The following is a 25059-nucleotide window of genomic DNA, read 5'->3' on the forward strand; positions in this document are numbered from 1 at the left end:
CCTGAACGCCACGGCGCCCCTCCACCCTTCACGGACCCCACCCATGACGATCAAAGACTTCGCCTACGACCATCCCGACCGCGACGTCGCGGCCTTCAAGCGCGCGGTGGCCAACAAGCTGATCTACGCGGTCGGCAAGGACCCGGTCGCCGCCAGCCAGGACGACTGGCTCAACGCCACCTCGCAGGCGGTGCGCGACCAGCTGGTCGAGCGCTGGATGATGACCACGCGCGCCAACTACGCGCAGGACCTGAAGCGCGTCTACTACCTCTCGATGGAGTTCCTCATCGGGCGCACCTTCACCAACGCGCTGCTGGCGGTGGACCTGTTCGACACGGTGCGCGAGGCGCTCGCCGACTTCGGCGTCGACATGGACGCGCTGGCCGAGCGCGAACCCGACGCGGCGCTGGGCAACGGCGGCCTCGGCCGGCTCGCGGCCTGCTTCCTGGACTCGATGGCCACGCTCGGCGTGCCGGGCATGGGCTATGGCATCCGCTACGAGTACGGCATGTTCCGCCAGCGCATCGTCGACGGCCAGCAGGTCGAGACGCCCGACTACTGGCTCACGCGCGGCAACCCGTGGGAGTTCCAGCGGCCCGAGGTGAACTACCGCGTGCGCTTCGGCGGCCATGTGCAAAAGCGCGAGGGCGCCAACGCCCCCTACGGCGCGGCCGACTGGGTCGACACGCACGACGTGCGCGCCGTGGCCTACGACACCATCATTCCGGGCTACGGCACGCAGGCCACCAACACGCTGCGGCTGTGGTCGGCGCGCGCCACCGAGGAAATCGACCTCTCGGCCTTCAACCGCGGCAACTACATGCAGGCGGTGGAAAGCAAGAACCACTCGGAGAACGTGTCGCGCGTGCTCTACCCCGACGACTCCACGCCGTCGGGGCGCGAGCTGCGCCTGCACCAGGAGTACTTCTTCTGCAGCGCGAGCGTGCAGGACCTGCTGCGCCGCTACCTGCGCAACCACAAAACCTTCGAGCAGCTCTCGGAGAAGGTCAGCATCCACCTGAACGACACGCACCCGGTGCTGGCCGTGCCCGAGCTCATGCGCCTGCTGCTCGACGAGCACAACCTGTCGTGGGACGAGGCCTGGGCGCACACGCAGAAGGTGTTCAGCTACACCAACCACACGCTGATGCACGAGGCGCTGGAGACCTGGCCGGTCGAGATGCTCGGGCGCATCCTGCCGCGGCACCTGCAGATCATCTACGACATGAACGCCCGGTTCCTGGCCACCGTGGCGCAGAAGGCCGGCAACGACGTCGAGCTGATGCGCCGACTCTCGCTGGTCGACGAAGCCGGCGAGCGGCGCGTGCGCATGGCCTACGTGGCGGTGCTGGCGAGCCACTCGATCAACGGCGTGTCGGGGCTGCACTCGGAGCTGATGAAGCAGTCGATCTTCGCGGACTTCGACAAGATCTTTCCCGAGCGCTTCAACAACAAGACCAACGGCGTCACGCCGCGCCGCTGGCTGGCGCAGGCCAACCCGCCGCTGGCGGCGCTGCTCGACCAGCGCATCGGCAAGGGCTGGCGGCGCGACCTGTCGCAGCTCGAGGCGCTCAAGCCCATGGCCGTGCAACCGGCCTTCGTGCGCGCCTTTCGCCATGCCAAGCGCGAGAACAAGCTGCGGCTGGCCAACTGGATCGAGCAGCACCTGAAGACCGACATCGACACCGACGCGATGTTCGACGTGCAGGTCAAGCGCATCCACGAATACAAGCGCCAGTTGCTCAACGTGCTGCACGTGGTGACGCGCTACCACCGCATCCTGGACGCGCACGCCGCGGGCGGCACGGCCGACATCGTGCCGCGCGTGGTGGTGTTCGCGGGCAAGGCGGCCTCGGCGTACGTGATGGCCAAGCTGGTGATCCGGCTCATCAACGACGTGGCGAGCGTCATCAACGCCGACGAGCGCGTGGGCAAGCTGCTGAAGGTGGTGTTCCTGCCGAACTACAGCGTGAGCCTGGCGGAAATGATCATGCCGGCGGCGGACCTGTCGGAGCAGATCTCCACCGCGGGCACCGAGGCCTCGGGCACCGGCAACATGAAGTTCGCGCTCAACGGCGCGCTGACCATCGGCACGCTGGACGGCGCCAACGTGGAGATGCGCGAGAACGTGGGGCCGGAGAACATCTTCATCTTCGGCAACACCACGCCCGAGGTGGCCGACATCCGCGCGCGCGGCTACCAGCCGCGCGACATCTACGAAGGCAACGCCGAGCTCAAGCGCGTGCTCGACGCGATCCGCGAGGGCGCGTTCTCACCGGGCGAGCCGGCGCGCTACCAGGGCATCTACGACGCGCTGGTGAACTGGGGCGACCACTACCTGCTGCTGGCGGACTACGCGAGCTACGTGGCCAAGCAGGCCGAGGTCGATGCGCTGTACCGCGACTCGGACGCGTGGATGCGCATGGCGATCCTCAATGTGGCGGGCATGGGGGCGTTTTCGTCGGACCGCACGATTGCGCAGTACGCGCACGAGATCTGGCACACCAAGCCGGTGGTGCTGGGCTGAATAAAGTGCCGGCCTGACGCGCCGGCCCGAGACATCGGCCCGACGTGCAGAGCCCGAAGCGCCGGCTTCAGCGCGCAGGGTTCAACGCGCAGGCTTGGCCGGCTCGACCTCGGTCACGAAACCGATGCGGCTGAGCCCGGCCTTGTTCGCGATGCCCATCAGCGCCACCACCTTGCCGTAGGGCACGGTCTGGTCGGCGCGCAACTGCACCTCGGTGTCCTTGCTGTCGGCCGCGGCCTTCTCGAGGCGGGCCGCCAGCTCCTCGTCAGTCACGGCCTGGTCGTTGAAGAAAACCTTGCCCGCGGCATCGACCGACAGGCTCACGAACTTGGGCGCGTCGTTGGGCTGGCCCGCGTCGGTCTGCGGCAGGTCGAGCTTGATCGAGCTGGCCATCAGCGGCGCGGTGATGATGAAGATCACCAGCAGCACCAGCATCACGTCGACCAGCGGTGTCACGTTGATGTCGGACAGCGGACGTTGCGCGCCCGCGCCCATGGCGCGCCCGCCGCCTGCGGCGCTGCTGCCCAGTGAAGTGCGTCCGAAGGCCATGGTGAGGTACGCCTTGCCTTGCCTGCTCAGACCGGCATCGGCCGCGCGGGTGGCGGTGCGGCCGGTGCCGGCGGCGCGCCGAAGCTGCCGAGCAGGTCGTGCGCGAAGCCTTCGAGCTCGGCCTCGATGCGGCCGATGACGCGGCCGAACACGTTGTAGGCCAGCACGGCCGGAATGGCGACGGCCAGGCCGAAGGCCGTCATGACCAAGGCCTCGCCCACGGGGCCGGCCACCTTGTCGATGGTGAAGCCGCCGGTCTGGCCCGCGATGCCCGAGAGCGCGCCGTAGATGCCCCACACCGTGCCCAGCAGGCCGACGAAGGGTGCCGTGGCGCCGACCGTCGCCAGCAGGATCTGGCCGGCCTGCAGCCGGCGCAGCGCGCCGTGCAGCGCGTCACGCAGCACACGGGTCAGGCGCTGGTTGCGGTCGACCGAGGCACCCAGCGTGCCGTCGGGAGCGCCCGCGGCCGCATGCCGGATGGCCGACACGGCGGGCGACACGAGCGCCGCCTTGTCGAAGGCCTTGAGCTTCTGCTCGGCATCGGCCAGCGTGGCCGATTGCCAGAACGCCGCAATGCTGCGCAGCACGTCGCGCGTGCCGCCGCGCAGCAGCCAGGCCTTCCACAGGATGATGACCCAGCTCGCGATCGACATCGCCAGCAGCAGCGCCGCCACCGAACGGCTGACGCCGTCGCCATGGGTCAGCAGTTCGAGCACGCTCATCGGCGGTCCTTTGATTTAGCGCAGGCCGAGGACGTCGTTCATGTCGAACAGGCCGGCGCGCTGTCCGGCCAGGAAACGCACCGCGCGCAGGCTGCCCTGGGCGTAGGTGACGCGGCTCGACGACTTGTGGGTGATCTCGATGCGCTCGCCCGTGCCGGCGAACAGCACGGTGTGGTCGCCCACGATGTCGCCGCCGCGGATGGCCGAGAAGCCGATGGTGGACGGGTCGCGTTCGCCCGTGATGCCTTCGCGGGCGTACACGGCGCATTCCTTCAGGTCGCGGCCCAGCGCGTCGGCAATGACTTCGCCCATCTTGAGCGCGGTGCCCGAGGGCGCGTCGACCTTGTGGCGGTGGTGCGCCTCGATGATCTCGATGTCGTAGCCCGTCGACATGGCCTTGGCCGCCATCTCGAGCAGCTTGAGCGTCACGTTGACCCCCACGCTCATGTTGGGCGCCATCATGATCGCGATGTCCTTGGCGATCTCGGCGATCTCGGCCTTCTGCGCGTCGCTGAAGCCGGTGGTGCCGATGACGGCCTGCACGCCGAGTTCGCGGCACACCGCGAGGTGCGCGAGCGTGCCTTCGGGGCGGGTGAAGTCGATGAGCACCTGCGCGTCCTTCAGGCCCGCGCGCAGGTCGGACACGATGGACACGCCGCTGTCGAAACCGAGGAAGGCGCCGGCATCGGTACCGAGCGCCGGGCTGCCCGCGATGTCGAGCGCGCCGGCCAGGCGCAGGTCGGGCGCGTTGCGCACGGCCTCGATCAGCATGTGGCCCATGCGGCCCGAGGCGCCCGCGATGGCGATGCGGCGCGAATCGGAAGCAAAGGGGGAAGGAGCGGAAGTGGAGTCGGTCACGCGGATTCAGTCATGCAAGGAACACGGGGAACACGGGACGGGGCACTGCCTGGCTCGGCGGGCGCCGCCCGCTACGGCTGTCTGTCTGGCCGCTGTGCGATCAGCGCGCGGCTTCGAGCGGGGGGTACGCGGCCGGCAGCGGCGGGAGCGAGGCCTGCGCGTCGGAGGTACCGGCGGCGGTGTCGGCCTTTTTCTCGTCCTTGGAAGGCGCGTACTTCTTGAGATCGTCTTCCGACGCCTCGAGCGCGGGCACCTTGCCGGATTTCTTGCGGGTGTCGAGCGTGGCGACGAATTCTTCTTCGCTCGGCATCTCGTCGCCTTCGAAGCGGTCCATGAGTTCGCCGTTGAAGAACACCGTGAGGTGGCGTTCCTGCGGATCGACGCCCTGGCGGCGGATGGTGAACACGTAGTCCCAGCGGTTGGCGTGGAACACGTCGCTCAGCAGCGAGGTGCCGAGGATTTCACGCACCTGCTGGCGCGACATGCCGGGCTTGAGCGCCGCGACCTGTTCCTTCGACACGAAATTGCCCTGCACCACTTCGACCTTGTAGGGCGTGACCGCGGACAGCGCGCTGCGCGTGCGATCGCTGAAACCGCTGCAGGCACCGAGGCACAACGTGGCGGCCACGGCGGCGACCATCAGCCAGGGACGGCGTTGGAGAATGGCAGGCATGGGGGAAAAGGGGGTAGCGATATGATCGGCCATTGTAGCGGCTGGCCCTTTCCAGGGCCTTTGCCGCAGCCCAGGGCGCAGGAACCAACATGGCCAACATCGACGAACTCAAGAACACAGGCCTCAAGGCCACATTGCCACGCCTGAAGATCCTCGAGATCTTCCAGACCGGCAGCCAGCGGCACATGACGGCGGAAGACGTGTTCCGCGTGCTGCTCAACGAACACTCCGACATCGGCCTGGCCACCGTCTACCGCGTGCTGACCCAGTTCGAGCAGGCCGGCATCCTCGAGCGCAGCCACTTCGAAAGCGGCAAGGCGGTCTACGAGCTGAACGAAGGCACGCACCACGACCACCTGATCTGCACCTCGTGCGGCAAGGTCGAGGAGTTCTACGACGCCGAGATCGAGCGCCGCCAGCAACTGGTGGCCAAGGACAAGGGCTGGATCCTGCAGGACCACGCCATGTCGCTCTACGGTCTTTGCGGGGACTGCGCCAAGAAGCGCTGAGCCACGCCTTCCCGGCCCCTCGCGCAGCGGGCCGGGAAAACCTTCAATCCTGTCCGGTTTCCATCGCCTTGTGATGGCGCGCGACGAAGTCGGCGTACGTGTCGATGCCGCGCAGCTGCAGGATCGAATTGCGCACCGCCGCCTCCACCAGCACGGCGATGTTGCGCCCCGCCACCACCTGGATGATGACCTTGCGCACCGGAATGCCCAGCACGTCCTGCGTGAGCGGCGCCGAGGGCATGCGCTCGTAGTCGCGCTCGAAGCTGTCGCGGCGCACCAGGTGCACGATGAGCTTCAGGCGCATCTTCCGGCGAACCGCCGTCTCGCCGAAGATCGCGCGGATGTCCAGCAGGCCGATGCCGCGCACTTCCAGCAGGTTCAGCAGCAGGTCGGGGCAGCGCCCCTCGATGGTGTTCTGGTTGATGCGGTACAGGTCGACCGCGTCGTCGGCCACCAGGCCGTTGCCGCGCGAGATCAGCTCCAGGCCGAGCTCGCTCTTTCCCAGGCCCGACTCGCCCGTGATCATCACGCCCATACCCAGGATGTCCATGAACACGCCGTGCATCGAGGTGCGCTCGGCGAAGTGCTTGGACAGGTAGGCGCGCAGCAGGTCGATCACGAAGGCCGACGATTCGCGCGTGGCGAAGAGCGGCAGCTGCGCGCGCTCGCAGATCGACAGCAGCTCGTCGGGCGCGGCCTGGCCGTCGGCCAGCACCAGCATCGGCGGCTCCAGCGTGACGATGCGGGCGATGCGCCGGGCGCAGTCTTCCTGGCTGCCGCGCGTGAGGTAGGCCACCTCGCGGGCGCCCAGGATCTGCACGCGGTACGGGTGGATGTAGTTGAGATAGCCGACCAGGTCGGCCGCCGACTGCGCGCGGCTGATGACCTCGGGGTCGAACTGGCGCTCTGACGCGCCGAGCCCCGCGAGCCATTCCCAGCGGAGCGAGCCGCGGAACTCCTCGAACATGGCATCGGCGCTGATGACGGTCGGCTTCATGCGTTCAGGCGCCGGCGCACGGGCGTCGGCATTGCGTTGGAGTGACGGAAAGAGCCGCGCAGCTTATCAGCAGCCGCGCGTGCCGACGCATGCGCTCAGGCGACTTGCGTGGACTGCCAGCCGGCAATGAGGCCGTGCAGGGCGGCCGCGTCGGTGCTGGACTTGATCTGTTCGCGCAGGCTGGCGTCGCTCAGCAGCTCGGCGATTTCGGAGAGGATTTCGAGGTGCTTCTGCGTGGCCGCTTCGGGCACCAGCAGGAAGATCAGCAGCGCGACGGGTTGTTCGTCGGGTGCGTCGAAACCGATGGGGTTCGCCAGCTGGAACACGGCAGCCATCGGGGCCTTGAGGCCCTTGATGCGGCCGTGCGGAATGGCGACGCCATGGCCCAGCCCGGTCGAGCCGAGGCGTTCGCGAGCGAACAGGCTGTCGGTGATGAGGGCGCGGCCGAGGCCGTGAAGGCTTTCGAACAGCAGGCCGGCTTCTTCGAAAGCACGTTTCTTGCTGGTGGCGTCAACGCTCACGAGCACTTGAGCGGGCGGCAGGATGGACGCGAGGCGATTCATGGTGGGTGCAGAGCGGGGGCGATTATGCACCCGGTTGGTAAAAACCCCCAGTCCTCCTATTTACTTTTTGTCTACATGTTGCCCAGAGGCCTCGCGCGCCCCTCTGGAGAGCGGCCAAAGACCAAGCGTGGCAGTCGGAAAAACAAAAGGCCGCCCGAAGGCGGCCTTGGCATGCGCCGGGGCGCTTTACATCAAGCGTTTGGGCGCCGCGTGATGGTGATCCTGCAGGCGATCCTTGTGGCGCACCACCTGGCGGTCGAGCTTGTCGACCAGTTCATCGACCGCAGCGTAGAGATCAGCGTGGCTCGATTCCGCGAACATGTCATTGCCCTTCACGTGGATGTTGCACTCCGCCCTTTGGCGGCGTTCCTTTTCCTTTTGCTTTTCCACCGTGAGGATCACCTTGACATCGACCACCTGGTCGAAATGCCGCGTGATCCGGTCCAGCTTGCTCGTGACGTAGGTGCGCAAGGCAGGTGTGACGTCGAGGTGATGACCGCTGATCGTCAAATTCATGAATGACCTCCTGGAATTGACGGTTGGGGAAATGACCCCGCTCCGGAATGAAGCGTGGCCGGGGGAACTCTGGGGGTGGGCAGGGAGAGAGAGAAGAGAGGGGAGAAGAAAGAAGAATCGGGGGTCGGTCGATTCACTATGCCCAAGCTGTCACGGTATTGCAATACCAGGGATGCCCGCAGAGCGAGCACTTTCTGCGCAGCTTTTCACACGCTCATGAATCCATAGCAGGCCATGCGCGCCCGGCAGGCCGCGCAGCGTGTCGCGCACATGTGTTTCAGCAGGAAAAACCCGGTGACCCTGTCGCCCGAAGGGCCAGAGGAGGCGGAAGCCGCGCCGGAAAATTCAGCGCCAGGCGGCCCGCATGCGGTTGCGCAGGTCGATCACCGCGCTGGGCGGCGGCACCGCCGGCGGGCGCTCCGGCGGGGGCGGCCAGGTCTGCTGCTCGAAACCCGCGAGGTCGGCGTCGGCGATGAAGCGCGTGCGGTTGGCGTACAGGTGCCGGTCGCCGCGCGCCGCCTGCTGCGTGATGTAGAAGCGCTGCGGCACCAGCAGGTGCAGGTGGTCGCGCGCCCGGGTCATCGCCACGTAGAGGAGCCGGCGCTCTTCTTCGAGTTCCTGCGCGCCCTGCGCCACGTCGGCCGGCATGCAGCCGTCGACCACGTTGAGCACGTGCACCGAATTCCATTCCTGCCCCTTGGCCGAGTGGATGGTCGAGAGGATCAGGTAGTCGTCGTCGAGCATCGGCGGGCCCGGGCGGTCGCTGGTGGCCTCGGGCGGGTCGAGCGTCAGTTCGGTCAGGAAGCGCTCGCGCGAGCCGTAGCCGGCGGCCAGCCGCGCGAGCTGCTCCACGTCGGCGCGGCGCACGCCGGAGGTGTCTTCGTACAGCCGCTCCAGGTGCGGCTGGTACCAGTTCACGGCCACCTCCACGTCGGCCGGCCACTTCAGCGAGGGCTCGCGCAGGGCGGCGTAGGCCTGGGCAAAGTCGGCCCACTGCGCGCGCGCCGCGGACGGCGGCACGAAGTCGCGCACCGCCGCGGCCGGGTCGGCCGCCTTGTCCATGGCATCGAGCAGCCGCGCGCCCGTGGCCGGGCCGATGCCCGGAATGAGCTGCGTCACGCGAAAGCCCGCCATGCGCCCGCGCGGGTTCTGCGCGAAGCGCAGCACCGCGAGCAGGTCCTTGACGTGCGAGGCTTCGAGGAACTTGAGCCCGCCGAACTTCACGAACGGAATGTTGCGCCGCGCCAGCTCCAGCTCGAGCCCCGCGCTGTGCGACGAGGTGCGAAACAGCACCGCCTGCGACTTCAGCGCCAGCCCGCCCTCGCGGTGCGCCAGCACCTTGTCGGCCACCCAGCGCGCCTGCCCGGCCTCGTCGGCCACGAGCACCAGTTGCGGCTTGCCGGCCGAGGGCTTGTCGGTCCACAGCGTCTTGGCGTGCCGCTCGGCGGCCTGCGCGATCACGCGGTTCGACACGTCGAGGATCGGCTGCGTCGAGCGGTAGTTGCGCTCCAGCGTGACCACGCGGGCTTGCTGCGTGAACTGCGAGGGAAAGTCGAGGATGTTGCGCACCGTGGCGCCGCGGAACGAATAGATCGACTGCGCGTCGTCCCCCACCACCGTCACGCCGCGCCCGTCGGGCTTGAGCGCCAGCAGGATCGAGGCCTGCAGCCGGTTGGTGTCCTGGTACTCGTCGATCAGCACATGGTCGAAGCGCGCGCCGATGTGCGCGGCCAGCGCGGGCTCGGCGGCCATCTCGGCCCAGTAGAGCAGCAGGTCGTCGTAGTCGAGCACGTTCTGCTGCTGCTTGGCCTCGACGTAGGCGCCGAACAGCTTCTTGAGCTCGGCCTCCCATTCGGCGCACCAGGGAAAGGCCTCTTTCAGCACCTGCGCGAGCGGCGCGCGCGTGTTCACGCAGCGCGAATAGATCGACAGGCAGGTGCCCTTGCGCGGAAAGCGGTTCACCGTGGACGACAGGCCCAGCTCGTGCCGCGCCAGCCCCATCAGGTCTTCGGCATCGCCGCGGTCGTGGATGGTGAAGTTCTCGTCGAGCCCGATCTGCGGCGCGTACTCGCGCAGCAGCCGCGCGCCGATGCCGTGGAAGGTGCCGGCCCACGGCAGCGCCGGCGGCGTCTCGGTCTTCAGCCCGAGCACCTTGGCCAGCACCTGGCCCGCGCGGCGCTCCATTTCCTGCGCGGCCCGGCGCGAGAAGGTCAGCAGCAGCAGGCGCGGCGGATCGACGCCGCCCGCGATGAGGTGCGCCACGCGGTGCGCCAGCGTGCTGGTCTTGCCCGAGCCGGCACCGGCGATGACGAGCAGCGGCCGGTCGTCCCGCTCGGCGGCGGCACCATCTGCGTCCACACCCACTGCCGCGCCCACGCCGTGCTCGACGGCGGCGCGCTGCGCGTCGTTGAGCGTGGCCAGCGCGGCGGCCAGGCGCTCCGACGGGGTCTTCGGTGCGGCGGAAAAAACGGGGAGCGCAGCGGTCTGCATGGCATGCGACTTTACTGTATGTCCGTCCAGTCCGGCCACCCGGGCGACATATGGCCGGTGACATAATCGCGCCTCGCTGCAACAAGAGATTCTTCCCATGGAAACCGCCCCGTCTCGGCAGCTTTCAACTCCCTTTCGCTGACGTGATTTCTTGACGCGACTTTTCGCGCACGTCGGGCCCGGGAATTGAAAGCGCCCCTCCCTCGCCCAACGTTTCAGTCATACCCGGGAGTGAGCCCATGCTCAACATCTTCACGCTTGCCAACGGCCGCCTCGTCCAGGAAGAGATCGAGGCGCTCGAAGAGCTCTCCAAGTTCCAGCCGATCTGGGTCGACCTGGAGTCGCCCACGCTCGAAGAGAAGCGCTGGATCAAGCAGTACTACGGCCTGTCGATTCCCGAAGACGCGATGGACGAGGACATCGAGGAATCGGCGCGCTTCTACGAGGAAGACAACGGCGAGCTGCACATCCGCTCCGACTTCCTGATCGACGACGACGAAGACCCGCGCACCGTGCGCGTGGCCTTCATCCTCAACCAGCACAACACCGACCTGCGCAGCCGCGGCGTGCTGTTCTCGATCCACGACGAGGACGTGCCCGTGTTCCGCCTGCTGCGCATGCGCGCGCGCCGCGCACCGGGGCTGATCGAGGACGCCAAGGAAGTCATGCTCAAGCTCTTCGACGCCGACGCCGAGTACTCGGCCGACACGCTGGAGAACATCTACGACGAGCTCGAGGTGGCGGGCAAGAAGGTGCTGTCGGGCAACGTCACCGACGAACTGGCCGGCGAGGTGCTCGGCCTCATCGCACGGCAGGAAGACTTGAACGGCCGCATCCGCCGCAACGTGATGGACACGCGCCGCGCGGTCAGCTTCATGATGCGCAGCAAGATGCTCAACGCCGAGCAGTTCGAGGAGGCGCGCCAGATCCTGCGCGACATCGAGTCGCTGGACAACCACACGGCCTTCCTGTTCGACAAGATCAACTTCCTGATGGATGCGACCGTCGGTTTCATCAACATCAACCAGAACAAGACCATCAAGATCTTCTCGGTGGCCAGCGTGGCGCTGCTGCCGCCCACGCTGATCGCCAGCATCTACGGCATGAACTTCAAGTTCATGCCCGAGCTCGACTGGTCGCTGGGCTACCCCTACGCGCTCGTGCTGATGGCGGCGAGCGCGCTGGGGCCCATGTGGTACTTCCGCCGGCGCGGCTGGCTCAAGTAGACCGGCGCCACAGCGCCCTGCCCCGGTTGACCCGGGGCACCGGTGCCCCGGATGCTAGAGTGGCCGACAGCCCAGCGCTGAACGGAGAGCCACTGTGCGCAGACTTCGCTTCCTCACCAACCGCCACCGCGCGCCGTCGACCAACACCGCGCTCGGCCTGCTGCTGGCCTTCAATGCCGGCGCCGTCAATGCGGGCGGCTTCCTCGTGCTGCACATGTACACCTCGCACATGACCGGCTTCGCCTCTCAGCTGGCGGACGGCATGGTGCTGGGCAACGTCACGCTGCTGCTGAACGCGCTCGGCGCCATCCTCGCGTTCCTGAGCGGCGCCGCGGTCTGCGCGGTGCTCGTGAACTGGGGCCGGCAGCACCGCATGCACGGCGTCTACGCCCTGCCGCTGGTGCTCGAGGCGGCGCTGATGTTTCCGTTCGGGCTCATGGGCGCCATCACGCTGACCTGGGCCACGCCGTTCGCCGTGCCGCTCACCGTGCTGCTGCTGTCCTTCATCATGGGCCTGCAGAACGCGGTGGCGTCGAAGACCTCGCGCGGCAGCATCCGCACCACCCACATGACCGGCAACATCACCGACATGGGCATCGAGATCGGCAAGATGCTCTACTGGAACGGCCGCGACAGGGCCGCCCCGCTGGCGGTGCGTCACGACCGCACCCGCATGCGCCGCGCGGTCGGGCTGGTCGGCATGTTCGTGCTCGGCGGGGCGATGGGCGCGCTGGGCTTCAAGTACGTCGGGTTCGTGTGCGTGGTGCCGCTGGCGGCGCTGCTGCTCGCGCTGTCGATCCCGCCGCTGCTGCGCGACATTCCGCGCCGCCGCGTGGCCTCGTCCTCTTAGCTCAATCGGCCGCAGGCAGCGTGCCCAGCCATGCGCTGACCAGCGCCAGGCTGTAGCGGCTCGCCACCACGGCGACGAAGCGCGCGAAGTCGCCGTGCGCCGCGTCGTCGGCGCGATCGGAAATCGTGCGCATCGCGGCAAAGGGCACGCCGTAGTCGTGGCACACCTGCGCCACGGCCGCGCCTTCCATCTCGACCGCGAGCGCATCGGGCAGTTCGCGCTGCAGCGCCGCGCTCTCGGCGGTGGTCGACACGAAGCGGTCGCCGCTCACCAGCAGCCCGCGGTGCACCTTGGGCGCCGACAGGCCGAACTCGTCGACGCCGGCCTGGCCGATCAGGGCCACCGGGTCGCGCAACACGTCGCCGGCAACCGCCGACAGCGCATCGCCGAGCGCCGCATCCGCCGCGAAGCGCGACAGACCCATCAACGGCACCTCGTGCTTCGGGAAGAGCGGCGACGCGTCCATGTCGTGCTGCAGCAGCGCGGTGGCCACCACCACGTCGCCCACGTTCACGCCCGGCGCGAGCCCGCCCGCGACGCCCGTGAACACGATGGCCCGCACGCCGAAGCGCTCGAGCAGCACCGTGGCCGTGACCGCCGCCGCCACCTTGCCGATGCGCGAGAGCACCGCGACCACGGGCTGGCCATGCAGGTGGCCCACCCAGAAGTCGCGCCCCGCAACGCGCACGCGCTGCTCGTCGGGCATCTGCGCGAGCAGTGCGCCCAACTCCTCGTGCATGGCCGCGACAACGGCGATGGGCGCAACCGGCTTCATGAAAAATTACTTGATATCGACACCGTAGAAAGTATGACGGCCAAACGGGCTCAGCTTGAAGTCGACCACTTCCTTGCGCACCGGCTTCAGCTGCACCGCGTGCGCGATGGTGAACCACGGCGCCTGCTCCTTGAAGATGACCTGCGCCTTCTTGTAGAGCGCGTCGCGCTCGGCCTGCTTGGTCGTGCTCTTGGCCTTCACCACGAGGTCTTCGTACGGCTGGTAGCAGAACTTCGACACGTTGCTGCCGCTGGCCGACTTGGCCGAGGCACAGCCCAGCAGCGTGTAGAGGAAGTTGTCCGGGTCGCCGTTGTCGCCGGTCCAGCCCATCATGCCCATCTGGTGCTCGCCGGCCTGCAGGCGCTTGCGGTACTCGCCCCATTCGAAGCTCTTGATCTCGGCCTTCACGTTGATCTTGGCCAGGTCGGCCTGCATCAGCTCGGCGATGCGCTTGGCGTTCGGGTTGTACGGGCGCTGCACCGGCATGGCCCACAGGTCGGTCGTGAAGCCGTCGGGGAAGCCGGCCTGCGCCAGCAGCTTCTTGGCCGCCTCGGGGTCGTACGGGTCGTCCTTCACCGCGTCGTTGTAGGACCACATGCTCGGCGGAATCGGGTTCTTCGCGGCCACGCCGGTCGACAGGTACACGCCGTCGATGATGGCCTTCTTGTTGATCGCCATGCTGACGGCCTTGCGCACGCGCACGTCGTCGAAGGGCTTCTTCGTCGTGTTGAACGACAGGTAGCCCACGTTCAGCCCGGGCTGCTCCAGCACCTGCACGTTCGGGTCCTTGCGGATCGCGTCGAGGTCGGCCGGGTTCGGGTACGGCATGACGTGGCATTCGCCCTTCTGCAGCTTGGCCCAGCGCACCGACGCGTCGGGCGTGATGGCGAACACGAGGTCGTCGATCTTCGCCTTGCCGCCCCAGTACTGCGGGAAGGCCTTGAAGCGGATGATCGCGTCCTTCTGGTACTGCACGAGGTAGAACGGCCCGGTGCCGATCGGGTCCTGGTCGACCTTCTCGGGCGTGCCGGCCTTCAGCATAGCGATGGCGTATTCCTTCGACTGGATGCCCGCGTACTGCATCGCCAGGTTCGCCAGGAACGGCGCCTCGGGCTGGTTGAGCACGATCTTCACGGTGTAGTCGTCCACGCGGTCCACCGTCTTCAGGAGCTTGGGCATGCCCATGTCGTTGAAGTACGAGTGGTTCTGGCTCGTGACCTTGAAGAAGGGATCGCTCTCCTTCCACTGGCGCTCGAGCATGAAGATGAAGTCGTCGGCATTGAAGTCGCGCGTGGGCTTGAAGCTCTTGCTGGTGCTGTGCCACTTCACGCCCTTGCGCAGGTGGAAGGTGTACTGCGTGCCGTCGGCCGAGATGTCCCACTTCTCGGCCAGGCCCGGCACGACCTTGGTGCCGCCGCGCTCGAACTCGACGATGGTGTTGTAGACCTGCGTGGTCACGTCGAACGAGGTGCCGGTGGTGTTCATGCCCGGATAGAAATTCTCCGGGCTGCCTTCGGAGCAATACACCAGCGTCTTGGCCGACACCGCGCCGCAGGCCAGGGTAAGGGCCGCAAGCGCTGCAGGTGCCAGGAACGCCAGCTTTCGTGAGCGGCGCGAAACGGTGGACTGGGTCTTCATGTGGACTCCTTGAGACACGGTTGAGAGAACAGGAAACAAGCGGATGCTAGGAATGCGCCGCCGTCGCAACGGCGGCCATCGGGACATCGGCACGCACCACGGGCGCACCGTCGAGAAACTGCTCGGCGAAGTGGCAGGCCACCTGCCGCTCGTCGAGCACGCGCAGCAGCGGCCGCTCTTCGTGGCAGCGCGGCGCCACATGCGGGCAGCGCGTGCTGAACACGCAACCCGGCGGTGGGCTCAGCGGCGACGGCAGCTCGCCCTTGAGCACGATGCGCTGGCTGCTGAGCCCCGGCGTGGACGCCAGCAGCGCCTGCGTGTACGGATGCAGCGGCCGCGCGAAGATGCGCGACTTGGGGCCCTGCTCCACCGCATGGCCCAGGTACATCACCAGCACGTCGTGCGCGATGTGGCGCACCACGCCCAGGTCGTGCGAGATGAAGAGGTACGCCAGGCCCAGCTCGGCCTGCAGGTCGGCCAGCAGGTTGAGCACCTGCGCCTGGATCGACACGTCGAGCGCGGACACCGGCTCGTCGGCCACCAGCAGGCGCGGCTGCAGCATCAGCGCGCGCGCAATGGCGATGCGCTGGCGCTGGCCGCCCGAGAACATGTGCGGGTAGCGGTTGGCGTACTCGGGGCGCAGGCCGACGCGCGCGAGCATGTCGCGGGCCTTGGCCGCGCGCTCCGCCTTGCCCATCGAGGTGTTGATGGCCAGCGGATCCTCGAGCACGGCCGCGATCTTCTTGCGCGGGTTGAGCGAGCCGTACGGGTTCTGGAACACGAGTTGCACGGCCTGGCGCAGTTCGCGCTTGCGCTCGGCGGGCGGATCGACGGCATCGGCGCCGACCAGCCTGAGCTGCCCCGCGGTGGGTTTCTCGATCAGCGCGACCATGCGCGCCAGCGTCGACTTGCCGCAGCCCGACTCGCCGACCACCGCCAGCGTGCGGCCACGCTCGATGCGAAACGAGATGTCGCCCACGGCCCGCAGGTGCGCGGGCGCGCGGAACAGGCCGCGGCGGATGTCGTAGGTGCGCTGCAGGTTCGTCGCCTCGACCACCACCTCGGCCGGTGCGTCGCTTGTTGTTTGGCTCATGGCAGCACCTCCGCGGCCTGCACCGCCGCTTGCCGCGGCGGGTCTTGCGCGATGGCGGCCATGCGGCCCGGCTCGCCGAGCGGGAAGTGGCAGCGCACGTCCGCGCCGTGGAACTCGCGCAATGCGGGCCGCACCTGGCAGGCGCGCTCGGTGACGTAGCCGCAGCGCGGTGCGAACAGGCAACCCGCCGGCCGGTCGTGCACGCCCGGCACCACGCCGCTGATGGTGGCCAGCCGGCCCTCGGGCGCGGCGCGCTCGGGCAACGCCGCGAGCAAGGCCTCGGTGTACGGATGCTGCGGCGACGCGAAGAGCCGGTCGACACGCTGGTGCTCCATCACCTGGCCCGCGTACATCACGGCGATGCGCTGCGCCATCTCGCTCACCACGCCCATGTTGTGCGTGATGAGCACCAGCGCCATGCCGCGCTCCTTCTGCAGGTCGCGCAGCAGGTCGAGGATCTGCGCCTGGATGGTCACGTCGAGCGCGGTGGTCGGCTCGTCGGCGATCAAGAGGCGCGGGTTGCAGGCGATGGCCATGGCGATCATCACGCGCTGGTTCATGCCGCCCGAGAGCTGGTGCGGGTAGCTGCCCAGGCGCGACGACGCGGCCGGAATGCCCACCTGCTCGAGCAGCTCGGTCGCGCGCTTCTTCGCCTCGCGCTTGTCGAGCTTCAGGTGCAGCCGCAGCGTTTCCATGAGCTGGAAGCCGATGGTGAAGCAGGGGTTGAGGCTGGTGGTCGGCTCCTGGAAGATCATCGCGACCTCCTTGCCGACCAGCGCGCGGCGCGCCTTGTCGGAGATGCCGAGCAGCTCCTTGCCGGCAAAGCGCATGTGGTCCGCGCGCACGCGCCCCGGAAAACCGACGAGGCCCATGAGCGCCATCATCGTCACGCTCTTGCCCGAACCCGATTCGCCGACGATGCCGAGCACCTCGCCCTCTTCGAGCGTGAGGCTCACGCCGTCGACCGCATGCAGCACGCCGCCCTGGGTAGGAAACTCGACGTGCAGGTCCTTGATGTCCAGCAAAGGCATCCGTTCTTTCCTTTGCGTCAGCGTTTGAGCTTGGGGTCGAGTGCGTCGCGCAACCCGTCGCCCAGCAGGTTGAAGGCCAGCACGGCCGCGAGGATGGCCAGGCCCGGGAAGGTCACGACCCACCAGGCGCGCAGCACGAACTCGCGCGCATCGGCCAGCATGGTTCCCCATTCGGGCGAAGGCGGTTGCGCGCCGAGGCCGAGAAAGCCGAGCGCCGCGGCATCGAGGATGGCGGTGGAGATGCCGAGCGAGGCCTGCACGATCAGCGGCGCGGCGCAGTTGGGCAGCACCTCGCTGAACATCAGGCGCAGCGTGCCGGCGCCGCTCACGCGCGCGGCGGTGACGTAGTCGCGCGAGACCTCGGCGATGACGGCGGCGCGCGTGATGCGCACGTAGTGCGGCAGCACCACGATGGCCACGGCCAGCATCGCGTTGACCAGCCCCGGCCCGAGGATCGCGACGATCACGATGGCCAGCAGCAGGCTCGGCAGCGTGAGCACGATGTCCATCAACCGCATGATCGCGATCTCGAGCACGCCGCGGAAGAAGCCCGCAACCAGCCCGAGCACCACCCCCACGACCACCGACAGCGCCACCACCGCAACGCCGATCGACAGCGACAGCCGCGCGCCGTACATCAGGCGCGAAAGAATGTCGCGGCCGATGGCGTCGGTGCCCAGCAGGTAGCTCATGGAGCCGCCCTGCTGCCAGGCCGGCGGCTTCAGGAACACGGCGCTGTTGGTTTCGTTGGGCGCGTGCGGTGCGATCCACGGCGCGAACAGCGCAACGAGCAGCAGCGCCACGATGGTGACCAGCCCGATGACCGCGCCGCGGTTGGCCGAGAACGCCGTCCAGAACTCGCGCCAAGGACCGGGCGGCGCGGCAGTCTTCGCGCCGGATGCGAGGGGAGAAGAAGTCGCCATGGATCAGCGCCGGATGCGGGGGTTGATGACGCCGTAGGCCACGTCGACGAGCAGGTTGACCACCATCACGATGCCGCCGAGCAGCAGCATGCCGCCCTGCAGCACCGGGTAGTCGCGCCGGCCGATGGCCTCGATGAGCCACTTGCCCACGCCCGGCCAAGAAAAGATGGTCTCGGTGAGGATGGCGCCCGTGAACAGCACGCCCACCTGCAGCCCGATGACGGTGACGACCGGGATCAGCGCATTGCGCAACGCATGCAGGCCCACCACGCGAAAGCGCGACAGGCCCTTGGCGCGCGCGGTGCGGATGTAGTCCTCGCCCAGCACCTCGAGCATGGCCGAGCGCGTCATGCGCGCGATCACCGCGAGCGGCACGGTGCCGAGCACGATGGCCGGAAGAATCAGGTGGTGCAGCGCCGACCAGAAGGCACCGGTGTCACCGGCGCGCAGCGAGTCGATCAGCAGGAAGCCGGTCTCGGGCTCGATGAAGTACTGCACCGCGATGCGCCCCGACACCGGCGTCCATCCGAGCTGCACCGAGAAGAACAGGATCAGCAGCAGGCCCCACCAGAAGATCGGCATCGAGTAGCCGGTGAGCGACGTCGCCATCACGCCGTGGTCGAAGATGGAGTTGCGCCGCACCGCCGCAAGAATGCCCGCGGGCAGGCCCAGCAGCAGCGCGAAAAGAATGGCGCAGACCGCGAGCTCGACGGTGGCCGGGAACAGCGCGAGAAACTCGCTGATCACGGTGTCCTGCGTGATCAGCGACTTGCCCAGATCGCCGTGCAGCACGCGGCCGATGTAGATGCCGTACTGCACGATCACCGGCTTGTCGAAGCCGTAGGCGGTGCGCAGTTCGGCGTGGCGCGCGGGGTCGATCCCGCGCTCGCCGGCCATCGTCTCGATGGGGTCGCCCGGCACCAGCCGGATGAGAAAGAAGGCGAGCAATGTCATGCCGATGAAGGTCGGCACCAGCAAGCTCAAACGGGTCAGGATGAATCGAAGCATCGACCCGCGAATATGCAAGATCGATGCCGTGGCCCCACCCGGGCCGAACCCTTACTTTTTCGAGTCGCGCAGTTCGCGGCGAAGGATCTTGCCGACGGGTGTCTTCGGCATGTCCGTACGAAACTCTACGATTCGCGGCTGCTTGTAACCCGTAAGGTTTGCTCGGCAGTACTCGCGCACCTGCGCCTCGGTGAGCGAGGGGTCTTTCTTCACGATGACGAGCTTCACGGCCTCGCCGGTCTTGTCGTCTGGCACGCCGACCGCCGCGCATTCGAGCACGCCCGGAATCAGTGCGACCACGTCCTCGATCTCGTTGGGGTACACGTTGAAGCCCGACACCAGGATCATGTCCTTCTTGCGGTCGACCACCTTGAAGTAGCCCTTGTCATCGACCACGCCGATGTCGCCGCTCTTGAAGTAGCCGTCGGGCGTCATGACCTTGGCGGTCTCGTCGGGACGCTGCCAGTAGCCGGCCATCACCTGCGGGCCCTTGATGGCGATCTCGCCGCGCTCGCCCAAGGGCACTTCGTTGCCTTCGTCGTCGAGCAGCTTGAGCCAGGTGCTCGGCAGCGGCAGGCCGATGGTGCCGGTGTAGGCGGTGCTGTCGGTCGGGTTGCAGGTGGTCGAGGGCGAGGTTTCCGACAGGCCGTAGCCTTCGCAGATCGAGCAGCCGGTCTTCTCGAGCCAGAGCTTGGCGACCGCGGCCTGCACGGCCATGCCGCCGCCCACCGAGATCTTGAGGTTCTTCCAGTTGACGGTGTTGAAGTCGGCGTGGTTCGCCAGCCCGTTGAACAGCGTGTTGACGGCCGGGAAGCTGTGGATGGTGTGCTTGGACAATTCCTTCAGCACGCCGGCCAGGTCGCGAGGATTTGGAATCAGGATCAGCTTGCCGCCCGTGCGCATGTTCAGCATCATGCCGACCGTGAACGCGAAGATGTGATACAGCGGCAGCGCGCACACGCTGGTGGGCTGCTCGTTGGCCGGCACCTTCTTCATGGCCGGTTCGTTCCAGGCCTCGGACTGCAGCACGTTGGCGATCACGTTGCGATGCAGCAGCACCGCGCCCTTCGACACGCCCGTGGTGCCGCCGGTGTACTGCAGCACGGCCACGTCGTCGGGGCCGATGGCCACGGGCTTGACGCTGCCGCTGGCGCCCTTGTCGAGCGCGTCGTTGAAGCGCACCGTGCCCGGCAGGCTGAACTGCGGCACCAGCTTCTTGACGTTGCGCACCACGTAGTTGACGAGCGCGCCCTTCAGGAAGCCGAGGCGGTCGCCCATGGAGGCCAGCACGATGTGCTTGATCGGCGTGGCCGCGATGCACTGCTGCAGCGTGGTGCCGAAGTTCTCCATGATCACGATGGCCTTCGCGCCCGAGTCCTTGAGCTGGTGCTCGAGTTCGCGCGGCGTGTACAGCGGGTTCACGTTGACCAGGATCAGGCCGGCGCGCAGGATGCCCGCGACCGCAATGGGGTACTGCGGGCAATTGGGCATCATGGCCGCCACGCGGTCGCCCTTGACCAGGCCCAGGCCCTGCAGGTAGGCCGCGAAGGCCTTGCTCTGCTTGTCGGTCTCGCCGTAGCTGATGTCCTTGCCCATGAAGCTGTAGGCCGTGCGGTCGGCGTACTTCTTGAAGCTCTCTTCCATGAGCGCGACCAGCGATGGATAGTGCGAGGCATCGATGTCGGCGGGCACGCCTTGCGGGTAGCTGCTGAGCCAGGGGCGGTCGGTCATTGGATTTGTCTCCTCCGGGGGTCTGACAGTTGAAAACGAAAACGGCGCACGAAGTGGCGCCGCGAAGATTCGCCCGCGTGGCGGGCGTGGACCTTCGGCCTATTCGATGGCCTTGCCCATATCTTCCACTACTTTTTTGGCATCGCCAAAGACCATCATGGTCTTGTCCATGTAGAACAGTTCGTTGTCCAGGCCGGCATAACCGGCGGCCATGGAGCGCTTGTTCACGATGACGGTCTTGGCCTTGTAGGCCTCGAGAATCGGCATGCCGTAGATCGGGCTGCCCTTGGTGTGCGCGGCGGGGTTCACCACGTCGTTGGCACCCAGGATGATCGCCACGTCGGCCTGGCCGAACTCGCCGTTGATGTCTTCCATCTCGAACACCTGGTCGTACGGCACCTCGGCCTCGGCCAGCAGCACGTTCATGTGGCCGGGCATGCGGCCCGCCACCGGGTGGATCGCGTACTTCACGGTGATGCCCTTCTCGGTGAGCTTGGCCGCGAGCTCCTTCACCGCGTGCTGCGCGCGCGCCACGGCGAGGCCGTAACCCGGCACGATCACCACGGTCTCGGCATTGCCGAGCACGAAGGCCGCGTCGTCGGCGCTGCCGGTCTTCACCGGGCGCTGCTCCTTCGCACCACCGGTGGCCGTGGCGGCCTCGCCGCCGAAGCCGCCCAGGATCACGTTGAAGAACGAGCGGTTCATGGCCTTGCACATGATGTAGCTCAGGATGGCGCCCGACGAGCCCACCAGCGAACCGGCCACGATCAGCATCGCGTTGTTCAGGCTGAAGCCGATGCCCGCCGCCGCCCAGCCCGAGTAGCTGTTGAGCATCGACACCACCACCGGCATGTCGGCGCCGCCGATCGGGATGATGATGAGCACGCCCATCACGAAGGCCAGCGCCAGCATCGCGAAGAACGCCGTCCAGCTTTCGGTGGCGACGAACAGCAGGCCCAGCGCGATGGTCAAGAGGCCCAGCACCAGGTTGAGCATGTGCTGGCCCTTGAACTGCACCGGCGCGCCCTGGAACAGGCGAAACTTGTACTTGCCCGAGAGCTTGCCGAAGGCGATGACCGAGCCGCTGAAGGTGACCGCGCCGATGGCCGCGCCCAGGAACAGCTCGAGCCGGTTGCCGTACGGAATGGCGTAGCGCACGAAGCCGTCGAGCAGCACGGCGCCGTCGGGCGTGGCCGCGCCGATGAGCGCGGCCACGGGCGCGGCGGTGATGCCGAAGGCCCAGGGCTCGGCCACAGCGGCCACGCCGATGAACACCGCCGCCAGGCCGATCATGCTGTGCATGAACGCCACCAGCTCGGGCATCTTGGTCATCTCGACCTTGTTGGCCATGAAGGCGCCCAGCCCGCCGCCGACCACGACGGCGGCCAGCACGTAGCCGATGCCCGCGCCGAAGTCGACGTTGAGCGAACGGGCCTGGCCGTGGATCAGCGCGATGGTGGTCAGCACGGCGATCGCCATGCCGGTCATGCCGAACACGTTGCCGCGGATCGAAGTGGTGGGATGGCTCAGGCCCTTCAGGGCCTGGATGAAGCAGACGCTGGCAACGAGGTACAGCAGCGTGACGAGGTTCATGCTCACTTGGCTGCTCCCTCTTCGGCCTTCGCCAGACCGGGGGCGGCCTTCTTTTCTTTCTTCTTGAACATCTCCAGCATCCGGCGCGTGACCAGGAAGCCGCCGAAGACGTTCACCGCGGCCAGCGCCACGGCCAGCACGCCCATGGTCTTGCCCAGCGGCGTGGTGGTGAGCGCGGCCGCGAGCATCGCGCCCACGATCACGATCGCCGAGATGGCGTTGGTCACGGCCATCAGCGGCGTGTGCAGCGCCGGCGTGACGGTCCACACCACGTGGTAGCCCACGTAGATGGCCAGCACGAAGATGATCAGGTTGATGACTGTGTGGGAAACGGGATCCATGGTTTCTTCTCCTCGGCTGGCGTTTGTTTACTTCTTCGTGACCTGGCCGCCCTGCGTGACGCGGCAGGCGGCGACGATGTCGTCCTCGAGGTCGATGTTCAGCGCGCCCTCCTTGGTGACGATCAGCTTGAGGAAGTCGAGCACATTGCGCGCGTAGAGCGCGGAAGCATCGGCCGCCACCAGCGCCGCGAGGTTGGTCTCGCCCACGATGGTCACGCCGTGCTTGACCACCGTCTTGTCGGCTTCGGAGATCGGGCAGTTGCCGCCCGTCAGGCCGCCATTCGCGTCCGCGCCCTTGCCCGCGGCGATGTCGACGATCACCGAGCCCGGCTTCATCGACTTGACCATGTCCTCGGTGATGAGCGTCGGTGCGGCACGGCCCGGAATGAGGGCGGTGCTGATCACCACGTCGGCCAGCGCCACGCGCTTGGCCACCTCGACCTGCTGGCGCGCCAGCCAGCTCGCGGGCATGGGCTTGGCGTAGCCGCCGACGCCGACAGCGGCTTCCTTTTCCTCGTCGGTGTCGTAGGACACCTCGATGAACTTGCCGCCGAGCGACTCGATCTGTTCCTTCACGCTGGGACGCACGTCGGAAGCCTCGATGACGGCGCCCAGGCGCTTGGCCGTGGCAATCGCCTGCAGGCCCGCCACGCCGACACCCAGGATCACGACGCGCGCGGCCTTCACCGTGCCGGCCGCCGTCATGAGCATCGGGAAGAAGCGCTGGTACCGGTCGGCCGCGATCATCACGGCCTTGTAGCCGGCGATGTTGGCCTGCGAGGAGAGCACGTCCATGCTCTGGGCGCGGGTGGTGCGCGGCGCGGCCTCGAGGGCGAAGCCGGTGACGCCCGCCGCGGCCAGGCGCTGCAGGCCGGCCGCGTCGAAGGGGTTGAGCATGCCGATGACCACGGCGCCCGGCTTCAAGAGCCCGCTCTCGGCGTCGGTGGGCGTGCGCACCTTGAGCACCATGTCGGCGGAGAACGCGCCCGCCTGGTCCGTGATGTCCGCCCCTGCGGCCTGGTAGGCGGCGTCGGTCACGCTGGCGGCAACGCCAGCCCCCGATGCCACTCGTACCGCATGCCCGGAAGCGACCAGTTTCTTCACTGTCTCGGGTGTAACGGCCACTCGGGTTTCGCCAGCCAGTGTCTCGGCAGGCACGCCTATCAGCATAGAGATCTCCTCAGAGCAAGGGGGCACACGGAACGCGCGCAGAGCTTACAGCAAGATTACAGGCGCCCGGTGTCGCTAAGACGCCGGTGCGTCACCCGCCTCCAACGCCGATGAATGCTGCGAAGAATGCTATGCAATAGATAGCAAATTCGAAACTTTGGAAGGACAGCATCGAGTGATTGCCGGGCGGTCCTGGCCGGTCTTCCAGCCGCTCTTTGCACTGGCCGATTGTTGACAGCCTTGCCGCCGCACGGCGACGGGGAGAACCCTATTTGTTTGCAACTGTAGCTAAATGTGGCAAGCGTTCTTTTGAAAAACTCGATTTGCGTGCATTAGTTGCAAACTCCCAAAATTACCTAAGTCGCAGATAGATACACTTCCGATCAATCGCCAGCTCACGGAGGCTGGCGAAGGGAGGAAGAAGGGGATGGAATGCGTATTGCTGTACTCGATGACGGCCCGGATCAGCTGAAGCTGATCCATCAAACCATGGTGGGGCTCTCACACGAGTGCCACCTGTTCAGGCAAGGAAGAACACTGCTGCAGGCTTTGCGCCGACAAACATTCGACTTGCTGATACTTGCCTGGAGCCTTCCCGACATGCAGGGGCCGGAGGTCGTGAAGACCATCCGGCTCGACCTGAAGAGCCGGTTGCCCATTCTTTTCGTGACCCACGATTGCGATGCGAAAGACATGGTTGAAGGCCTCAACACGGGCGCCGACGACTTCATGGCCAGGCCGGTTCGCCACGGCGAGCTCGAAGCCCGCGTCAACGCGCTGCTTCGCCGCTCGTACCCGAAGCGCGAAGATGCCGAAATGGTCTTCGGCCCGTACCACTTCTATCCGCCCTCGCGCGTGCTGAAGGTACGGGGCGTGCCGGTCGACCTGAAGAACCGCGAGTACGAACTTGCGCTGTTCCTGTTCCAGAACCTCGGGCGGCTGCTGTCGCGGGAGCACCTGCACGAGGCCGTGTGGGGCCTGGGCATCGAGGCGCTGTCGCGCTCGCTCGACACCCACATCTCGCGGCTGCGGACCAAGTTGGACCTGCGGCCGGCCAACGGCTTCCTGCTGCTGGCCATCTACGGCCTCGGCTACCGGCTGGAAGCCATCGACGAGATCTCTTTGCCGAAGCTGAAGCGGGCTTTCGCAAGGCGTTAGGTACACGTTGAAGAATGTCGGGCAGGCGTTGAGCACATCTGCCGACACACCCGCATTTCTCCCCGAGATGGCTGGCTTCGGGAATCTCTCCCACGCTACAGTCTCCAACGGGTTTCCC

23 protein-coding genes are annotated in these 25059 nt (G+C 67.2%); 5 read left to right on the forward strand and 18 right to left on the reverse strand.

From position 1 onward, the window contains the following. The first annotated feature begins 43 nt into the window (after positions 1-43). Positions 44-2527, forward strand: a complete 2484-nt coding sequence (locus tag BM013_RS12580; RefSeq protein WP_093127316.1) for a glycogen/starch/alpha-glucan phosphorylase — start codon at positions 44-46, stop codon at positions 2525-2527. An 81-nt stretch (positions 2528-2608) separates the two neighbouring features. Here BM013_RS12580 and BM013_RS12585 read toward each other — a convergent pair whose 3' ends face one another. The 4 genes from BM013_RS12585 to BM013_RS12600 all read right to left on the reverse strand — a co-directional run bounded on the left by BM013_RS12585 (position 2609) and on the right by BM013_RS12600 (position 5329). After that, positions 2609-3076: an ExbD/TolR family protein gene (locus BM013_RS12585; RefSeq protein WP_093127319.1), complete on the reverse strand. Its 468-nt coding sequence runs from the start codon at positions 3074-3076 to the stop codon at positions 2609-2611. Positions 3077-3102: 26 nt separating this feature from the next. After that, positions 3103-3798, reverse strand: a complete 696-nt coding sequence (locus BM013_RS12590; protein ID WP_093127321.1) for a MotA/TolQ/ExbB proton channel family protein — start codon at positions 3796-3798, stop codon at positions 3103-3105. 15 nt (positions 3799-3813) lie between these two features. Continuing rightward, positions 3814-4656, reverse strand: coding sequence for a 4-hydroxy-tetrahydrodipicolinate reductase (gene dapB, locus BM013_RS12595; protein ID WP_093127324.1), 843 nt, complete (start codon positions 4654-4656; stop codon positions 3814-3816). 100 nt (positions 4657-4756) lie between these two features. Beyond that, positions 4757-5329: an outer membrane protein assembly factor BamE gene (locus BM013_RS12600; RefSeq protein WP_093127326.1), complete on the reverse strand. Its 573-nt coding sequence runs from the start codon at positions 5327-5329 to the stop codon at positions 4757-4759. A gap of 89 nt (positions 5330-5418) precedes the next feature. Between BM013_RS12600 and fur the strand changes: the two genes are divergently transcribed. Further along, on the forward strand, positions 5419-5838 hold the full coding sequence (gene fur, locus BM013_RS12605) for a ferric iron uptake transcriptional regulator (protein WP_093127329.1): 420 nt from the start codon (positions 5419-5421) through the stop codon (positions 5836-5838). Between the two features lie 43 nt (positions 5839-5881). On the opposite strand, the gene hprK is transcribed toward fur, so the two are convergent. The 4 genes from hprK to BM013_RS12625 form a co-directional block, all read right to left on the reverse strand. Further along, positions 5882-6835, reverse strand: coding sequence for an HPr(Ser) kinase/phosphatase (gene hprK / locus BM013_RS12610; protein ID WP_093127331.1), 954 nt, complete (start codon positions 6833-6835; stop codon positions 5882-5884). A gap of 95 nt (positions 6836-6930) precedes the next feature. Then, on the reverse strand, positions 6931-7398 hold the full coding sequence (locus BM013_RS12615; protein WP_093127334.1) for a PTS sugar transporter subunit IIA: 468 nt from the start codon (positions 7396-7398) through the stop codon (positions 6931-6933). A gap of 186 nt (positions 7399-7584) precedes the next feature. Further along, a complete protein-coding gene (hpf, locus tag BM013_RS12620; protein WP_081270768.1) occupies positions 7585-7914 on the reverse strand; it encodes a ribosome hibernation-promoting factor, HPF/YfiA family in 330 nt (109 codons plus the stop codon). A gap of 345 nt (positions 7915-8259) precedes the next feature. After that, positions 8260-10404: an ATP-dependent helicase gene (locus BM013_RS12625; protein WP_093127336.1), complete on the reverse strand. Its 2145-nt coding sequence runs from the start codon at positions 10402-10404 to the stop codon at positions 8260-8262. 239 nt (positions 10405-10643) lie between these two features. On the opposite strand from BM013_RS12625, the gene corA reads away from it, so the two are divergent. Together corA and BM013_RS12635 are read left to right on the forward strand one after the other, a co-directional pair. Then, positions 10644-11630 (forward strand): magnesium/cobalt transporter CorA, encoded by a 987-nt coding sequence (gene corA, locus BM013_RS12630; protein ID WP_093127339.1) that lies wholly within the window; start codon positions 10644-10646, stop codon positions 11628-11630. A 94-nt stretch (positions 11631-11724) separates the two neighbouring features. Beyond that, on the forward strand, positions 11725-12480 hold the full coding sequence (locus BM013_RS12635; protein ID WP_093127343.1) for a YoaK family protein: 756 nt from the start codon (positions 11725-11727) through the stop codon (positions 12478-12480). A 1-nt stretch (position 12481) separates the two neighbouring features. Here BM013_RS12635 and BM013_RS12640 read toward each other — a convergent pair whose 3' ends face one another. The 10 genes from BM013_RS12640 to BM013_RS12685 form a co-directional block, all read right to left on the reverse strand. After that, positions 12482-13255 (reverse strand): 5'-methylthioadenosine/adenosylhomocysteine nucleosidase, encoded by a 774-nt coding sequence (locus BM013_RS12640; protein ID WP_093127346.1) that lies wholly within the window; start codon positions 13253-13255, stop codon positions 12482-12484. 6 nt (positions 13256-13261) lie between these two features. Next, positions 13262-14893, reverse strand: coding sequence for an ABC transporter substrate-binding protein (locus BM013_RS12645; RefSeq protein WP_093127349.1), 1632 nt, complete (start codon positions 14891-14893; stop codon positions 13262-13264). 46 nt (positions 14894-14939) lie between these two features. After that, the gene (locus tag BM013_RS12650; RefSeq protein ID WP_093127352.1) at positions 14940-15986 is read right to left on the reverse strand and encodes a dipeptide ABC transporter ATP-binding protein; all 1047 of its coding nucleotides are present in this window, start codon (positions 15984-15986) and stop codon (positions 14940-14942) included. Beyond that, positions 15983-17017, reverse strand: coding sequence for an ABC transporter ATP-binding protein (locus tag BM013_RS12655; protein WP_093127355.1), 1035 nt, complete (start codon positions 17015-17017; stop codon positions 15983-15985). The genes BM013_RS12650 and BM013_RS12655 overlap by 4 nt, the downstream gene beginning before the upstream one ends. Positions 17018-17034: 17 nt before the next feature. Beyond that, positions 17035-17940, reverse strand: a complete 906-nt coding sequence (locus BM013_RS12660) for an ABC transporter permease subunit (protein WP_093127357.1) — start codon at positions 17938-17940, stop codon at positions 17035-17037. Between the two features lie 3 nt (positions 17941-17943). Beyond that, positions 17944-18948 carry an ABC transporter permease subunit gene (locus BM013_RS12665; protein WP_093127360.1) on the reverse strand — a complete coding sequence of 335 codons (1005 nt, stop codon included), beginning with the start codon at positions 18946-18948 and terminating at the stop codon, positions 17944-17946. Positions 18949-18999: 51 nt separating this feature from the next. Continuing rightward, entirely contained in the window at positions 19000-20679 is a 1680-nt protein-coding gene (locus BM013_RS12670; protein WP_093127362.1) for a long-chain-fatty-acid--CoA ligase, read from the reverse strand. 99 nt (positions 20680-20778) lie between these two features. Continuing rightward, the gene (locus tag BM013_RS12675) at positions 20779-22278 is read right to left on the reverse strand and encodes an NAD(P)(+) transhydrogenase (Re/Si-specific) subunit beta (RefSeq protein ID WP_093127365.1); all 1500 of its coding nucleotides are present in this window, start codon (positions 22276-22278) and stop codon (positions 20779-20781) included. Next, entirely contained in the window at positions 22275-22613 is a 339-nt protein-coding gene (locus BM013_RS12680) for an NAD(P) transhydrogenase subunit alpha part 2 (RefSeq protein WP_093127367.1), read from the reverse strand. The genes BM013_RS12675 and BM013_RS12680 overlap by 4 nt, the downstream gene beginning before the upstream one ends. 27 nt (positions 22614-22640) lie before the next feature. After that, on the reverse strand, positions 22641-23783 hold the full coding sequence (locus BM013_RS12685) for a Re/Si-specific NAD(P)(+) transhydrogenase subunit alpha (RefSeq protein ID WP_093127371.1): 1143 nt from the start codon (positions 23781-23783) through the stop codon (positions 22641-22643). 432 nt (positions 23784-24215) lie between these two features. Here BM013_RS12685 and BM013_RS12690 point away from each other — a divergent pair, with 432 nt between their 5' ends. Then, the gene (locus BM013_RS12690) at positions 24216-24941 is read left to right on the forward strand and encodes a response regulator transcription factor (protein ID WP_093127374.1); all 726 of its coding nucleotides are present in this window, start codon (positions 24216-24218) and stop codon (positions 24939-24941) included. The last annotated feature ends 118 nt before the right edge of the window (positions 24942-25059 follow it).

Source organism: Variovorax sp. OK605 (assembly GCF_900115445.1).
Classification (GTDB): Bacteria; Pseudomonadota; Gammaproteobacteria; order Burkholderiales; family Burkholderiaceae_C; genus Variovorax.